This window comes from Microbispora sp. NPDC046973 (assembly GCF_040644495.1).
Taxonomy (GTDB): domain Bacteria; phylum Actinomycetota; class Actinomycetes; order Streptosporangiales; family Streptosporangiaceae; genus Microbispora.
The window spans coordinates 535,057-549,917 of sequence record NZ_JBEYWQ010000003.1; the positions used below are offsets into that span (position 1 = coordinate 535,057).

Consider the following 14,861-nt stretch of genomic DNA (forward strand, 5'->3'; position numbering starts at 1 on the left):
CCGTGTCCTTCCGACCATTCGGGGCCGTCCGGGCGAGAGCCGTACGGGCCGCGCTCGCGCTGGGGCTGACCGCGCCCCTGCTGACCGGCTGCTTCGAGGAGCCGTCGCCGCACGAGGCGGTGCGCGACTTCCTCGTCGGCTGGCAGACGGGGGACTACGCGGCCGCCGCGCGGCGGGCCGACGGCGACCAGGCTGCGGTGCGCAAGGCGCTGGAGGACGCCCGGCTGCAACTGGACGCCGCCTCGATCCGCTTCGCCCTGCGCGGGATCAGCCAGGACGGCGACACCGCACAGGCCGGCTACCACGCCGAGGTGGACCTCGGCGAGAACAACCCCCTCTGGCAGTACGACGGGAACCTGCCCCTGCACCTTGTCGGCGGCCAGTGGAGGGTGCGGTGGTCGCCGAGCGTCATCCACCCCGACCTGCACCCCGGGCAGCGGCTCGCGGTCGCCACCGTCCCCAAGGGCCGCAAGCCGATCCTCGACCGGAACGGCAACTCGTTGCAGGACGAGACCGTCCTGCACGTCGCCGGTGTCTTCCCCGCCAAGGTCAAGGACCCCGGCCGGCTCTGCGACCAGCTGTCGAAGGTCACCGGCTTCGCCCAGGATCGCCTGCTGAGCCGCATCCTGTCGTCGCCCCCGCAGGACTTCGTCCCCCTCGCGACGTTCGGGCGGACGAAGTTCGCCCAGATCAGGTCCAAGCTGGAGGCCATCCAAGGTCTGGAGTTCCAGATCGACAACCCGCCGGTCGCCCCCAAGTCGCCCACCCAGATCGTCGGGGTGGTCACGGCCATCACCCCGGAGGCGGAGCAGCGGCTCGGCGGGCCGCAGCGGGCCGGCGACACGCTCGGCCGTGACGGCCTGCAGAAGGCCTACCAGGACCAGCTCACCGGCTCGACCGAGACCCGGGTCGTCATCCTCGACAACGCGACCGGGCGACAGGTCAAGGAGCTCAAGGCGTGGCCGGGGCGGGAGAACTCGTCGGTCCAGACCACGATCGACAGCCGGCTGCAGAGCGTGGGGGACGCCGCGGTGGCGGGGCCCCGCCCGGCCGCGCTCGTCGCGGTGCAGGCGTCCACCGGCCAGGTGCTCGCCGTCTCCACCAACCAGCTGCACCAGGAGAAGGACGCGCTGGCCGGCAAGTTCGCGGCCGGCACCGCCTTCTCGGTCGTCGCCGCGGAAGGACTGCTCCAGTCGGGCCTCGACCCGAAGCAGAAGGTGCCGTGCAGCGCCGACCGCACCGTGGGCGGAGCCCGGTTCCAGCAACCCGGCGTCGACGGCGTGACGACGCCGACCTTCCAGACCGACTTCGCGCAGGGCTGCGTGACCGCCCTGGCGTCGCTGGCCCGGCGGATCAGCGGGCAGCGCCTGTCCGCCAGCGCGAGCCAGTTCGGCATCGGCGGCGACTGGAAGCTGCCGCTGAAGACGTTCAGCGGGGCGATGGACGACCCCGACGGCGACGCCGCCATCGCGAAGATCATGGCCGGGCAGGGCACCCGCGTGAGCCCGCTGTCGATGGCTCTGGTCGCCGCGGCAGTCAAGTCCGGCACGTGGCGGCCGCCGGTGCTGGTGACCTCGCCCGTCGCTCCCGACCCGGCGGCCGGGAACGGCGCCACGCCGTCCGCCGCGCAGCCCGTGACGCTCGACCCCGCGATCATCGCGAAGCTGCGCACGCTCATGCGGGCCGGTGTGACGTCCGGCGCGGCCTCCGCCGCCTCCGCTCCCGGCGACCCCGTGTACGGCGTGGCCGCCGAGGTCACCCAGACGGAGAAGAAGGAGCGCACCCGGCTCTCGTGGTTCGTGGGCTGGCAGGGAGACGTCGCGGTCGCCGTGCTGACGCAGAGCGGCGATACGGCGGCCGCTTCGGCGATCGCCGGGAGCTTCTTCCGCGACGCCCAGCCCCAGACCTGAAAAATGCCCGGAGGCGAGCAACCATCAGGGCGGCGACCGGCGTCTTTCTAGGTGACTGGGACCCGCTTGGGGGGTTGCGGGCCCAGTCGCCGTGATGAGGACAGGGCTCCATCTCGGGGGGAGCCCTGCCCGTCTGGACCGGCTCGACCCTGCCGGTCGGCCCCCGGGGCGCGTGCCAGAGGCCGCGTTCCCGGGGGCCTCGGCGTCCCACCGGCCCGCCGGTGGGTGGGCAAGGAATTCGAGTCGCGTCACCGGTGTTGTCATGAGTAAGCTTGTGACGCCAGGTCCTCGGGCCTGGATTGACAACTGCACAGGGGGTGACCGGTTTCGACTTCGACATTGCAAGTCAGGGGAAGCGGGTCGGGGACTGCGGACATAACCCCGTCAACACTGTGACCGCGAACAAATAAGTGCCAATAAGAAGAGCACTGAGGTCAGCCAGGCTTCCCTGGCTCTCGCCGCCTAAGCAGCGAGAAACCTCTGTCAGCCCGGGAGTGCCTTCGGCCCGGAACTGACATCGCTAGAAGGCTCAACCGTCCGGCCCGGTCACGGGGCCGTACGGGAAATCAAACAGTGACTGGGCCCGTCGGCGACTCGCCTGTGAGATTGCCGGGGCCGAGAAAAGCGCAACAGGCTGCACCCGGAGAAGCCCTGTCTTGGTGTTGAAGGACGCGGGTTCGATTCCCGCCACCTCCACATCTCCGCGAAAGGGCGGGGAGGAAGCGACCGCTTCCTCCCCGCCCTTTCGCGTCTAGACCCGTTGCGGCTGTTCGTCCTGAGCGAGCGGGTCGGAGGGACGGTGGACGAGGTCGGGCAGGAGGGTGGCCAGACCGGCCAGCGCCAGCGTGGCGCCGAGCCACAGCGGGGCCCGCAACCCCCAGGCGTCGATGACGACGGCCCCGACGGAGGAGCCGATGATGATGCCGAGGGTGATGAATGAGGAATGGACCGTGTTGACCAGCGGGCCGGCGTTGCCGGTGCGCTGAACACGGGTGGCCATCGCCGGGTTCATGGTCACGCCGGCCAGGCCGACGCCCATCATGCAGACGACCGCCGGGCCGGGCAGGTCGGCGAAGGCGGCGAAGCCGGTGAGGAAGACCAGGTTGAGGACGAGGCCGATCGCGAGGACGGGAACGGTGTGGCGGTCGGCGAGGCGGCCGACCACGGTGTTCCCGACGACGGTGGCGGCTCCGTAGGCGATCAGTAGCAGGGGGACCGCTCCGGGGGAGAACCCGGTGACCTCGGTGAGGATGGGGTTGAAGTAGCTGAAGGCCGAGAAGGTGGCGCCGATGATGAGCGTGCTGGTCGACAGCACCAGCCACAGCCTGGGCCTGGTCAAGACGCCGGCCTCCTGGCGGAGACCGCCGCCCTCGACCCGGTTCAGGTGCGGCACACCGATCAGGGTTGCCACGGCGGCGGTCAGAGCGAGCAGGGAGACGGCCCAGAACGCCGCCCGCCAGCCGAACCGCTCGCCGATCATCGTGGACAGCGGCAGCCCCAAGAGGGTGCCCAGCATCAGGCCGTTCATGGCCACCGCGATCGCCCGGCCGCGGATCTCGGGCCGGGCGAGACGGGCGCACAACGAGATGCCGACGCCGAAGAAGGCCTGTGAGGCGATGCCGGTGATGATCCGGGCGCCCATCATGGTGCCGTAGCCGGTCGCCGTGGCGGCCAGCACGTTGCCCGCCAGGAATACCGCGAGCAGTGCCGTCAGCGCCGTGCGCGGCGGCAGCTTCGCCACCGCCACGGCCAGGAACGGCCCCCCGGCCGCCATCGCCACCGCGAACGCGGTGATGAGGTAGCCGATCTGGGGAACGGTGGCGTCCAGCCCGGCGGCCATCTCCGGCATCAGCCCGGCGACCGCGAACTCGCTGGTCACCATGGCGAAGATGCCGAGCGCCAGCACGTATACGGCACGAGGCATGTACGTTCTCCATCTGCAGAGTTTTGGATAGATCGGTTCAAAATCGGGGCGTGCGAAGGCACCGTCCGGGTGTGGATGGTGCCAGGGTCGGCGGTCCGGGCGGCGGTTCAGCGGGTCAGGGCGTCCAGGGTGATCTCGGCGATGGACTCCAGGGCCGCGCGGTCCGCGCCTCCCTGGCTGGAGACGCGCATGCCGGCGATGGCCGCGTTGACGAATCGGGCCAGCGCTATCGGTTGGCGCGCCGAGGCGATGCTTCCGTCGCGGCGGCCCTCCTCGATGGTTGTGCGGAGGGCCGACAGTCGCCGGGTCGTGTCACGCTCCAGCATTTCGGCCGCCCGGGTCTCGTGGGCGGCCGCTTCCACCGTGGTGTTCACGCCCAGGCAACCCGGGCCGCGACCGCCGGTCCGGTTCGCGGTCTCATCCTCGACGACCAGGGCGAGCAGGGCGCGGATGCGATCGGCGCCGCTCCTCGTCGAGTCCTCCAGGATGGCCAGGTGAGCGGTGGTCATGCTGTCGAGATAGCGACCCAGTGCGCGCTCGAACAGATCCTGCTTGCTCTTGAAGGTGTTATAGATGCTGCTGCGGCCCAGTCCGGTGGCGTCGCACAGGTCCTGTGTGGAAGCGGCCTCGTAGCCCTTCTCCCAGAACGTGCGCATCGCCGCGTCCAGGGCCCGCTCCTCGTCGAACGTCCTCGGCCGGGCCATGCAGGCAGCCTAGCAAAGTTTTGAACCGACCGTTTCAATACTCCTGCCCGTGTCACCCCGTGGAGCCCACCCCTGGAGTGGCTCTCAGGCAGGACGAGTACCTAGAGTCGGGGTGTGACGTGGGAGGGGGCGCCGTGGGGGAGCCGGAAATCGTGGTGCGGCGGTCGTTGCCGTCGGAGCCTGCCGTACGGGGATCGGCCTCGCTGTTCCTGACCGAGGCGCAGCGGCAGGGCGTGCGGGCCGGGCGCCGGATGCTGTACGTCGGCCCGGAGCCCGCGTCCGAGCACGTGGCCGCCGGTCTGCGGGTCGAGCCGGGCACGCCGGTGCTGGCCCGGCGCAAGCTGCTGCTCGCCGGCGACGTGCCGGTGCGGATCGCGACGAGCTTCCTGCGGCTCGACCTCTTCGCGGACACGCCGCTGTGCGAGCCGGGCTTCCTGGCACCGAGCCTGCAGGCGCGCATCGAGGAGCGGGGCCACCGGTTCGGTCGGGCCGAGGAGCACCTGGTGGCCCGGCCGCCCCGGGGTGACGAGGGCGCCGTTCTGGGCTTGGACCCCGGCGAGTGGGTGGTCCAGATCGTGCGGGCCGCGTACTCGTCCGACGACCTGCCGATCCACGTGCTGGAGACGGTCTGCGCCGCCTCCCGGCACGTCTTCGACATCGTTCAGGTGAGCGGCGCCGACGAGTTCTGACCGACGTGTACTGTGGTACGGCGTAGTACGGGTCGTTAGGATGGAACGATGAGCGCCAGACCCAGACCTGTCGATGTCAGTGTGCGGCAGTTCGTCAGCGACTCCGGCAGCATCACCCGGGGGCTGCGGCAGGGACAGCAGTATGTGTTGACGATCAACGGTGAACCGCTTGCCGACGTCATCCCGATCAAGCGCCGCCGGGCCGTTCCAACGGCGGAGGTGCTGGCCGTTTTCGCTACCGCGCCTGTCCTCGATGTCGACGAACTCCGCGCCGACCTGGACGCCGTGATCGATCAGGAGTTGCCCGCCGATCCGCTGGAGGGGACCGGCCTGTGAGACATGCGGAAGGTGTGCTCGACACCAACATCGTGGCCGTCCTGTCCCTGTTCGATGCCGCCGAACTTCCGGAAGCATCCCTGATCACGGCTGTCACGCTCGGCGAGTTGTCGGACGCGCCGCATGCCACCGCTGACCCGATCAAGCGGGCCCGGAGAATAGCCGTCCTGCAGCATGTCGAGGCCACTTTTGACGCGCTGCCCTACGACGCCGAGGCTGCCCGCATATACGGCCAGATATGCGCTGCCGTTCGCATCTCCGGCCGGGAGCCACGCGGCAGGGTGGCCGACTTGATGATCGCCGCGATCGCCGCCAGCAATGGGCTTCCTCTCTACACAGCCAATCCGAAGGACTTCACCGGTCTCGACGGCATGGTGGAAGTCGTGGCCGTCTCGCGGCCTCCGGGCGCGACGGGCTGACTCACCCCGAAGCGCTCAGGTGAGCGGCGCCCACGAGTTCTGACCGGCGTAGGCGTCGATCTCCGCGAGCAGGGCCGACGTGCCCTCAGCGCCGAGGAAGGACGCCTCGACCGCGGCGCGGGCCAGATCGGCGACGCCCTTCTCGTCGAGGGAGAGCAGCTCGGCCGCCACGGCGTACTCCCGGTTCAGGTCGGTGCCGAACATCGGCGGGTCGTCGGTGTTCACCGTGATCGGCACCCCGGCCGCGACCAGCGCGGGCAGCGGATGCTCGGCCAGGCTGGGCACCGACCGCGTGCAGACGTTGGAGGTGGGGCAGACCTCCAGCGTGATCTCGTGCTCGGCCAGGTGCTCCAGCAGTGCGCGGTCCTGCACGCTGTGGACGCCGTGCGCGATCCGCTCGGCGCCGAGGTCGCGTACGGCCTGCCAGACGTGGTCGGCGCCGACGACCTCGCCGGCGTGCGGCACCGAGTGGAGGCCGGCGGCGCGGGCCGCGGCGAAGTGCGGGGCGAACCACGATCGGGGCACCCCCGCCTCCGCGCCGCCGAGACCGAAACTGACCAGGCCGTCCGGCCGCTGGTCGAGCGCGATGGCGAGCGTCTGGTCGGCGGGCGGGCCCGGGATGCCGGGGATGTCGAAGCACCAGCGCAGGATGGTGCCGAAGTCCGCCTCGACCCTGCGGCGGGCGTCCTCGATCACCTCGCAGAACTCCTGGGGGGCGAAGCCCCGGGCCAGGTGGGGCTGCGGGGTGACGGTGAGCTCGGCGTACCGCACCCGCTGGGCGGCCAGGTCGCCGCCGACGCCGTAGATCAGCGTCCACAGGTCCTCGGGTGTCCTCACCAGGTCCACGATCTGCGGGTAGACCTGGAGGAAATGAGCGAAGTCGCGGAAGTCGTAGAAGGCCTCGACCTGTGCGGGGTCGGCGGGCACGGTCGTCGTCCCCTCGTAACGCGCGGCGAGTTCGGCGACGATGTGCGGTGACGCCGCACCGATGTGGTGCACGTGCAGTTCCGCCTTGGGCAGCCCGGCGATGAACCGGGCGAGTTGCGGGGAGATCACGGACAGAACGTAACAAGCAGGTAGGAGCCACCTCCAAGCGTTTCCGCGGTATCTCACACCACTTTGTCAGGATCGGGCTCACCCCCCGGCCTGCAACTCGCTGAGCACGACGGTCACCGTCCTCTTGGTGCCGTCCGGCTGCATCAGCTCGACCCGAGCCTTGTCGCCCGGTTTGAGTGCCACCAGGACCTGCGACAGGTCGCTGGCGGTGGGCGTGGGCGTGCCGTTGACCTTCACGATCACGTCGCCGGGGCGGATGCCCGCCGTGGCCGCGCCGCCGCCGGGGGACACCGAGCCGACGGCCACGCCGATCGGGTTGCCGTCCGCGTCGACCGCCGTGCCGACCCGTACGCCCAGGGCCGCCCGATGGCTGTTGACGACCCGGCCGTGCTGGATGATCTGGCGGGCGATGTCGGTCGCGGTGTCGCTCGGGATCGCGAAGCCGAGGCCGGGCGCGGCGCCCAGGTTGGGATCGACGGCGGCCAGCGTCGGGATGCCGATGACCTGGCCGGACAGGTCCACCAGCGCGCCGCCGCTGTTGCCGGGGTTGATGGGCGCGGAGGTCTGGACGGCGTTGGTGATGGTCGCGGCCCCGCCGCCGGCGTGCCTTTCGCCCGTCACGGTGCGGCCCAGTGCCGACACGATGCCCTGGGTCACGCTGCCGGAGAAGCCGAGCGGGTTGCCCATCGCGAGCACGATCTGCCCGACCTTGAGGTTCGCGGAGCGGCCGAAGGTCGCGGGCGTCAGCCCGTTCTTGTTCTCGACCTGGATGATCGCCAGGTCGCCCGGGGGATAGGAGCTCACCAGCCTGGCCTTCCTCGGCTTGCCGCCGGTCGCCAGCGTGACCTGGAACTCCGTGGCGGCGCCCACGACGTGGGCGTTCGTCAGGATGTGGCCGTCGGTGTCGTAGACGATGCCCGAGCCCAGCGCCTGTCCTGTGGTGATCTGCACGATCGACGGAAGGACCCTCTTGATGACCTGCTCGTAGGCCGTCTCGAGCTCGATCGGGCGGGACGGCATGGGCGCGGCCGTCCCCGTCTTCGGAGGGGCCGTCGGAGAGGCGGTCTCGCCCGGGGTGGTCCCCGGCGCGCATCCCCCCGCGACCAGCGCGGCCACGGCCGGGGCGGCGACCGTGCGGAGGACCTTCCGTGAGAGCTGCATAGTCCCCTGTCTACCTGCGGGAACGGTCGCCGCAAGGCGGCACGCCGGGACCGGCGCAGGTCATGACGGGTGCCGGGAACGGCCGATACCGGAGCCCGCGGAACCCGGCCTAGCCAGCGAATATTCCTCTAGAATATGGTTCTACAAGGATCTAGTGCTGGAGGATCTTATGGCGATCGGGCTGAGCGAGGAGCACGAGGCGCTTCGCGAGTCGGTGACCGGATGGGCCGAGCGGGCCGTGCCCGCCGACCTCGTGCGAAGCACGGTGGGTGTCCTCGCCGATCCGGGAACGGAGGAGCGCCCGGCCTTCTGGCCCGCTCTCGCCGGCCAGGGGCTGCTCGGGCTGCACGTCCCGGAGGAGTTCGGCGGCTCCGGCTACGGCCTGCTGGAGGCGGCCGTGGCGATCGAGGCGCTGTCGGAGCGGGTGGCGCCCGGCCCGATGGTGCCGACCGTGCTCGCCAGTGCCGCGATCCTCGCCTCCGAGGGCAAGGCGCAGGCCGACCTGCTGCCCGGGCTCGCGGACGGATCGCTGACCGGCGCGGTGGCGCTCGAGGCCGAGATCACCGGTGTCCGCGACGGCGACGCGCTGACGATCAGCGGCGCGGCCGGGTACGTCCTCGGCGCGGTGGTCGCCGACGTGCTGGTCCTGCCGGTGGTGACGGACGGCGGCGAGGAGTGGGTGGCCGTCGACGCCGCCCAGGCGACGGTCACCGCGGTCAAGTCGCTCGACCTCACCCGGGGTGTGGCCAAGGTCGAGCTGGACGGCGTACGGGTGCCCGCCGAGCGGGTGCTCACCGGCCTGACCGGCGCCGAGGTGCGGAACGCGGCCGCGGTCGTCCTCGGCGCGGACGCGGCAGGGGTGGCCGCCTGGTGTGTGTCCGCCGCCGCCGACTACGCCAAGGTCCGGGTGCAGTTCGGCCGCCCGATCGGCCAGTTCCAGGGCATCAAGCACAAGATCTCGCGAATGCTGGTGGCGCTGGAGCAGGCGCGGGCCACGGTCTGGGACGCCACCCGGGCGGAGGGCGCCGAGCGCGACTACGCCGCCGCGATCGCCGCCGTCATGGCGCCCGACGCCGCCGTGCAGTGCGCCAAGGACGCGATCCAGACGTTCGGCGGCATCGGCTACACCTTCGAGCACGACGCGCACCTGTACTACCGCCGGGCGCTGACCATCCGCGCGCTGCTTGGCTCCTCCTCCGAGTGGTCCGACCGGGTGGCCGCGCTCGCGCTCCAGGGCGTCGCCCGGGAGATGGAGATCGACCTGCCGGAGGAGTCGGAGCCGCTGCGCGAGTCGATCCGGGCGGAGCTCGCCGAGATCGCCCCACTGGAGGGCGCCGAGCAGAAGCGGGCCCTGGCCAAGGCCGGTTTCGTCATGCCGCACCTGCCCAAGCCCTGGGGCCGTGCGGCCTCCCCGCTGGAGCAGGTGCTGATCCACCAGGAGGTCAGAGCGGCCAAGATCAAGCTGCCGCAGATGATCATCGGTGCCTGGGTGGTGCCGTCGCTGGTCACGTACGGCACGCCGGAGCAGCAGGAGCGGTTCCTGCCGCCGACGCTGAGCGGCGAGCTGATCTGGTGCCAGCTCTTCTCCGAGCCGGGGGCCGGCTCCGACCTCGCGTCGCTGCAGATGAAGGCGGAGAAGGTCGAGGGTGGCTGGAAGCTCAACGGCCAGAAGATCTGGACTTCGGTGGCGCACGTCGCCGAGTGGGCCATCTGCATCGCCCGGTCCGACACCTCCAAGCCCAAGCACGACGGCATCACCTACTTCCTCGTGGACATGAAGGCGCCCGGCGTCACCGTGCGGCCGCTGACCGAGATGACCGGGGAGAACCTGTTCAACGAGGTGTTCCTCGACGACGTCTTCGTGCCGGACGACCTGGTCGTCGGCGAGGTCGACGAGGGCTGGCGGGTCGCCAGGAACACGCTGTCGAACGAGCGGGTCTCGCTGTCGTCCGGCTCGGGCGGCACCGGCGCCTCGGTGCCCGACCTGCTCGGCCTGGCCGGCCGGCTGAGCCGCGAGCTCACCGCCGCCGAGCGGCAGGACCTCGCCCGCGTCGTCTGCGAGGCGCACTCGATCAACGCGCTGTCGCTGCGGGTGACCCTCAAGCAGCTCGCCGGCAGCGAGCCGGGCGCCGACGCGTCGGTGCGCAAGCTGCTGTCCACCGCGCACGCGCAGCACGTCTCCGAGGTGGCGGTCTCGCTGCTCGGCCCGGCCGCCGTCACCGCGGCCGACTGGAAGCTCGGCGACGCCGGCTACTGGAACCGCGCCGTGCTCGCCACCCGCGCGATGACGATCTACGGCGGCACCACGGAGGTGCAGCTCAACATCATCGCCGAGCGCATGCTCGGCCTGCCCCGCGACCCTGAGCCGGGCAAGTAGCCCCGCGGCGGCCGGTCGTACGGGCGTTCCAGGCGCCCGCGCGACCGGCCGCCGCCGGCGCTTCGTCAGGCGATCGGGATGGTCGCCGCGAGCAGATGGGGGCCGGCCGGCACCACTAGGCCGGCACTACTAGAAGGTGCGGGCGATCTGGCGGGCGCGCTCGTCGGCCTGCTTTCGCGCGATGTCGTAGGAGCCGGTGAGCGTGGGGTGGTGGCGGATCTCCTGGATGTCGGCGACGCCCGCCCACCTCAGCCAGCCGTCGAAGAACGTCGACTGGAAGTCGTTGCCGAACTCCGGCCCGAGCCCCGGCCCCCACACCGCGCTGGTGTAGACGACGGCCGCCCGCTTGCCGGTCAGCAAACCGCGGTAACCCGTCTCCGGATGGACGTCGAAGACCTTCGCGGGCTGGCTGACGACGTCGATGAACTGCTTGAGCTTGTACGGCACGCCCGAGTTCCACATCGGCACGCTGAACAGGTACCGGTCGTAGGAGTCGAAGCGCTCGAACGTCCTGACGGCGGCGGCCCATGCCTCGGCCTGCTCGCCCTCGGGCGTGCCGCCGCCGAAGACGGTCATCTTGGCCCGCGCGGCGGCGGGGCCGAACTCGGGCAGCGTGCCGTCCCAGAGGTCGAAGCGGTCGACGACGTGGCCCGGGTGGGTCGTCAGGTATTCGTCGACGAAGGTCTCCGCGATGGCCGACGAGATCGACTCGGTGCCGCGGGGCGAGGCGGAGATATACAGCAATCCACTCATATCCGTTCCTTTCCGGACTGCGGTCCGATTACTGCGGTCAACGATACGGACTGGAGTCCGGTTGGTCAAGGAGGGTCTGAGTGACGACGCGCCACTAGCCTGTACGGCATGTGGCGGCCCTTCCGATCTGCCCGGCCTGACCTCGTGGGACGTGACGGCGCCGCCCCCGGGTCGGTGCTCGCGCGGTTCGGGCCGGCTGCGCTGGGACTCGCGTCAGGGGTGCTGGCGCTCGGGCCCGCCCTCGGGCCGGGGTTCGTGCTCCGCTACGACATGGTGTTCGTCCCCGGCCCGCCGCTGCGCCTCGGCGACGGGTTCCCCCGGGCCGTGCCGAGCGACCAGGTCGTGGCGCTGCTATCGGTCCTGCTGCCTGCGGAGATCGTCCAGAAGGCGATCCTGCTCGGATTGTTCGTGCTGGCCGCCTCGGGGGCGGCGGCTCTCGCGCGCGACGCCCTGCCGGAGGGCGCGGTCGTGCCCCGGCTGGCCGCGGCGGCGTTCTACGCCTGGAACGCCTACCTGGCCCAGCGCCTGCTCATCGGGCAGTGGGCGCTGCTGCTCGGATACGCCGGGCTGCCCTGGGCCGTGCGCGCCGCCGCGCGCGGCGGGGCCGCGCGGCTCGCGGCGGCCCTCCTGCCCGCCGCCGTGGGCGGGTTCCAGGCCATGCTCGTCAGCGCCCTGACCGTGCTCCCGGTGGCCGCGCTGGGCCGGCGGCGAGGCGGCGGGGGAGGAGGGGTGCGGGCGGTGCTGTCCGCGGTGTCGCCGCCGCTGGGCGTCCTGGCCGTGCTCAGCCTGCCGTGGCTCGTCCCCGCGCTCGTCTCGGTGCTCAGAGCGGACGCCGCGGCCGATCCCGCCGGGGTGGCCGCCTTCGCGCCCCGGGCGGACGGGCCGTTCGGAACGCTCGGCAGCCTGCTCACGCTCGGCGGCATCTGGAACTCCCACGCCACCGTGCCCGGACAGGACATGTCCGCCCTCGCCGCCGTCCGCCTCGCCCTCGCTCTCGTCGCGGTCGCCGGGTTCGTACGGCTCGGGTTCGTGCGGCGGCCCGCGTGGTGGCGGGGGCTGGCCGTGGCGGCGTGCGCCGGTGTCCTGATCGCGTGCGCCGGGGCCTTCGCGCCCGGCGTGCCGCGCGCTCTGATCGGATGGTGGGCGGGGTTCGGCCCGCTGCGCGACGGCCAGGTGTACGTCGCGCCGCTCGCGCTGGCGCAGGCCATGGGGGTCGCGGTGGCGGTGGCGGCCCTGCGCGCCGCCATGCCGGCGCCGGTCGCGGCGGCCGCGACGGCGGTGCCGGTGCTGGTCCTGCCGACGTTCGCGCTGGGCGCGTTCGGCAGGCTCGGGACGGCCGAGTATCCCGAGGAGTGGCGCCGCGTCCAGGCCGTCGTCGACGGGGACCCCGCTCCCGGCGCGGTGCTGTCGCTGCCCTGGAGCGCCTACCGGGCGTTCTCCTGGAACGGCGGCCGGGTGGTCCTCGACCCCGCCACCAAGATGTTCTCCCGGCCGGTGGTGTGGAACGACGCGCTCGTCGTCGGCACGGGCGGCGGGAGACGGATCCGGGTGGCCGCAGAGAGCCCCCGCGCGCGGCGGATCGGCGCGCTGCTGGCCGGGCCCGCTGCGGTGCCGCTCACCGGGGCGCTCAAGCGGGAGGGGGTGCGGTATGTGCTCGCCGGTGGAGTTGGCGAGAACACGTTCTTGTCCCGGTTGCCGGGGGCGACTCCCGTCTACAGAGGCCGCGAACTACTCCTGGTACGCCTGTGATCAGGCAAGATCGGCAAGGGGTGGCATACTGGACGGTAAGTCTTTTTATCACGGTTTGACCAAGGCTATGGTGTAGGAGCTGTATCACGTTCTAATCTCGGCGCACCGCGCGTTCCGACAAGGAGGAAGCATCCGTGTTGAAGGTGCTGGCTGCTCTCGCGGTCGGGGCCGTGCTCGCTGGCGCCGCCTCCATGGCGGTCGTCAACGTGGCCGCGCCCTCCGCCGAGCCGCCCAACAAGCCGCTCTACAACTACGGCGACAGGTGAGCGCACCAGACCTGACGCCCGTTCCATAAGGACTCCCTCGAAAAGGACTCCCCGCGAAGACCCAGTTCGTCAGGGGCGTGGTCTCGCCATGCCCTCATGCGTCCGTGCCCCGATTCGCCCGCACCGCCTCATCCGCCGCGCCCGGGACCATCCGTCCCGGCGGCCGCGTCCCGCGGTGCCTCCCCGAACTCGCCGCCGAGACGCGTCACCCGAAGGAGTGGTCGTGGTCGCACAGGGTGCGAAGGCGAAGTCCTCGGGGCACCCGGCCCCCCTTCCCGAGCCGCCCGACAGGCCGCACCTGGCGGCCGCCGGCGCAGGCGCGGCTCCGGCCGCCGTTCCCCTGCTCGACGGCGTGCGCGTGGCCGTGCTGAACTTCCGCGAGCCGAGCCAGACCGTCGCGGGCGGCGCGGAGGAGTACGCCTGGCGGGTGTCCGCCTACCTCGTCGGCCAGGGGGCGCGCGTCCACTTCGTCACCAGCCGGGAGCGGTACCAGACCCGCGCCGAGTCGCGTGACGGCATCGAGCTGCGCAGGATGGGCAACAAGTATCTGGTCTACCTCCTCGTCCCGCTCTGGCTGCTGCTGCACCGCCGCAGGTTCGACGTGGTCGTCGACTGCATGAACGGCATCCCGTTCTTCTCGCCGGTCGTGGCGCGCCGCCGTACGCGGGTGATCTGCGTGGTCCACCACGTGCACGACCGGCAGTTCTACGCGTTCTTTCCCCGGTGGCTGGCGCGGATCGGCTGCTTCATCGAGGGGCCGGTGGCGCGGCTGCTCTATCGGCGGTGCACGACGGTGACGGTCTCCGAGTCCTCCCGCGACGAGCTGCGCGAGCGCCTTCGCTGGCTGGCCCCGATCGAGGTCGTGCCCAACGGCAGCCCGACCGCCAGGCCCGTCGCGCGGGAGCCGGTGCCGGGCGACCCGGCGGTCGTCTACCTCGGCCGCCTGGTCGGCCACAAGCGCGTCGAGCGGGTGGTCGAGCTCGCCGCCGAGCTGGCGCCGGGCCGTCCCGGCCTGCACGTGCACGTCGTCGGGCGGGGCCCCGAGCACGACCGGCTGGCCGAACGGGCGGGCAGGCCCGACGTCGCCGGACGCGTCCACCTGCACGGGTTCCTGCCGGAGGCGGAGAAGAACGCGGTGCTGAGCGGCGCCAGGCTCAACGTCACGGCCTCGGAGTTCGAGGGATGGGGGCTGACCGTGATCGAGGCGGCGGCGCTGGGCGTGCCTACCGTCGCCTACGACGTGGCTGGCCTGCGCGACTCCGTACGGCACGGCGTGACGGGGTGGCTGGTGCGCGACGGCGAGCGGCTCGCCGACGTGGTCGGCCAGGCGCTGCGGGAGCTGGACGACCCCCTGACGAGGGCGCGGATGGCCCGGGCGTGCCGTCTCTGGGCGGGCGAGTTCACCTGGGGGAAGACGGGGGCGGCCATGACCGGACTGGTCGCGGCCGAGCTCGGCAGGCTTCCCGCGCGAACCCTCGAGACGTGTGCGGCCGACCCCCGTGAGAAGCCCTGAGCGC

At 71.8% G+C, this 14,861-nt stretch carries 13 protein-coding genes and 1 other RNA gene; 9 read left to right on the forward strand and 5 right to left on the reverse strand.

The features are described 5' to 3' along the window. The first annotated feature begins 2 nt into the window (after positions 1-2). Both ABZ860_RS09635 and ssrA read left to right on the forward strand, forming a co-directional pair. Positions 3-1,910, forward strand: a complete 1,908-nt coding sequence (locus tag ABZ860_RS09635; protein ID WP_357217441.1) for a penicillin-binding transpeptidase domain-containing protein — start codon at positions 3-5, stop codon at positions 1,908-1,910. Positions 1,911-2,223: 313 nt separating this feature from the next. After that, positions 2,224-2,609: a transfer-messenger RNA gene (ssrA, locus tag ABZ860_RS09640) on the forward strand. Positions 2,610-2,661: 52 nt separating this feature from the next. On the opposite strand, the gene ABZ860_RS09645 is transcribed toward ssrA, so the two are convergent. Continuing rightward, a complete protein-coding gene (locus ABZ860_RS09645) occupies positions 2,662-3,834 on the reverse strand; it encodes an MFS transporter (protein WP_357217444.1) in 1,173 nt (390 codons plus the stop codon). A 107-nt stretch (positions 3,835-3,941) separates the two neighbouring features. Continuing rightward, positions 3,942-4,538, reverse strand: coding sequence for a helix-turn-helix domain-containing protein (locus tag ABZ860_RS09650; RefSeq protein ID WP_357217447.1), 597 nt, complete (start codon positions 4,536-4,538; stop codon positions 3,942-3,944). 134 nt (positions 4,539-4,672) lie between these two features. On the opposite strand from ABZ860_RS09650, the gene ABZ860_RS09655 reads away from it, so the two are divergent. From ABZ860_RS09655 to ABZ860_RS09665, 3 genes are read left to right on the forward strand one after another with little or no spacing between them, the layout of a single operon-like run. Then, positions 4,673-5,227, forward strand: coding sequence for a UTRA domain-containing protein (locus ABZ860_RS09655; RefSeq protein ID WP_357217450.1), 555 nt, complete (start codon positions 4,673-4,675; stop codon positions 5,225-5,227). 48 nt (positions 5,228-5,275) lie between these two features. Beyond that, positions 5,276-5,563: a hypothetical protein gene (locus ABZ860_RS09660; protein ID WP_357217453.1), complete on the forward strand. Its 288-nt coding sequence runs from the start codon at positions 5,276-5,278 to the stop codon at positions 5,561-5,563. Positions 5,564-5,577: 14 nt separating this feature from the next. Further along, positions 5,578-5,982, forward strand: coding sequence for a type II toxin-antitoxin system VapC family toxin (locus ABZ860_RS09665; RefSeq protein WP_357217456.1), 405 nt, complete (start codon positions 5,578-5,580; stop codon positions 5,980-5,982). Positions 5,983-5,997: 15 nt separating this feature from the next. Here the strand turns inward: ABZ860_RS09665 and ABZ860_RS09670 are convergent, their stop codons facing one another. Both ABZ860_RS09670 and ABZ860_RS09675 read right to left on the reverse strand, forming a co-directional pair. Further along, positions 5,998-7,038: an adenosine deaminase gene (locus tag ABZ860_RS09670; RefSeq protein ID WP_357217458.1), complete on the reverse strand. Its 1,041-nt coding sequence runs from the start codon at positions 7,036-7,038 to the stop codon at positions 5,998-6,000. A 78-nt stretch (positions 7,039-7,116) separates the two neighbouring features. Continuing rightward, positions 7,117-8,199, reverse strand: a complete 1,083-nt coding sequence (locus ABZ860_RS09675; protein WP_357217460.1) for a trypsin-like peptidase domain-containing protein — start codon at positions 8,197-8,199, stop codon at positions 7,117-7,119. Between the two features lie 169 nt (positions 8,200-8,368). On the opposite strand from ABZ860_RS09675, the gene ABZ860_RS09680 reads away from it, so the two are divergent. Then, the gene (locus ABZ860_RS09680) at positions 8,369-10,576 is read left to right on the forward strand and encodes an acyl-CoA dehydrogenase (RefSeq protein WP_357217628.1); all 2,208 of its coding nucleotides are present in this window, start codon (positions 8,369-8,371) and stop codon (positions 10,574-10,576) included. Positions 10,577-10,705: 129 nt separating this feature from the next. Here the strand turns inward: ABZ860_RS09680 and ABZ860_RS09685 are convergent, their stop codons facing one another. After that, positions 10,706-11,329: an NAD(P)H-dependent oxidoreductase gene (locus ABZ860_RS09685; protein ID WP_357217463.1), complete on the reverse strand. Its 624-nt coding sequence runs from the start codon at positions 11,327-11,329 to the stop codon at positions 10,706-10,708. A gap of 144 nt (positions 11,330-11,473) precedes the next feature. Here ABZ860_RS09685 and ABZ860_RS09690 point away from each other — a divergent pair, with 144 nt between their 5' ends. The 3 genes from ABZ860_RS09690 to ABZ860_RS09700 all read left to right on the forward strand — a co-directional run bounded on the left by ABZ860_RS09690 (position 11,474) and on the right by ABZ860_RS09700 (position 14,857). Continuing rightward, entirely contained in the window at positions 11,474-13,078 is a 1,605-nt protein-coding gene (locus ABZ860_RS09690; protein WP_357217466.1) for a hypothetical protein, read from the forward strand. Positions 13,079-13,212: 134 nt separating this feature from the next. Beyond that, entirely contained in the window at positions 13,213-13,344 is a 132-nt protein-coding gene (locus tag ABZ860_RS09695) for a hypothetical protein (RefSeq protein ID WP_357217470.1), read from the forward strand. Between the two features lie 223 nt (positions 13,345-13,567). Beyond that, entirely contained in the window at positions 13,568-14,857 is a 1,290-nt protein-coding gene (locus ABZ860_RS09700; protein WP_357217472.1) for a glycosyltransferase family 4 protein, read from the forward strand. Positions 14,858-14,861 lie beyond the last annotated feature (4 nt).

Excerpts from the sequence above, each read along its gene's own strand:
- ABZ860_RS09675 (WP_357217460.1), bottom strand. The coding sequence starts at position 8,199 with ATGCAGCTCTCACGGAAGGTCCTCCGCACGGTCGCCGCCCCGGCCGTG.
- ABZ860_RS09645 (WP_357217444.1), bottom strand. The coding sequence starts at position 3,834 with ATGCCTCGTGCCGTATACGTGCTGGCGCTCGGCATCTTCGCCATGGTG.
- ABZ860_RS09650 (WP_357217447.1), bottom strand. The coding sequence starts at position 4,538 with ATGGCCCGGCCGAGGACGTTCGACGAGGAGCGGGCCCTGGACGCGGCG.
- ABZ860_RS09685 (WP_357217463.1), bottom strand. The coding sequence starts at position 11,329 with ATGAGTGGATTGCTGTATATCTCCGCCTCGCCCCGCGGCACCGAGTCG.
- ABZ860_RS09680 (WP_357217628.1), top strand. The coding sequence starts at position 8,369 with ATGGCGATCGGGCTGAGCGAGGAGCACGAGGCGCTTCGCGAGTCGGTG.
- ABZ860_RS09660 (WP_357217453.1), top strand. The coding sequence starts at position 5,276 with ATGAGCGCCAGACCCAGACCTGTCGATGTCAGTGTGCGGCAGTTCGTC.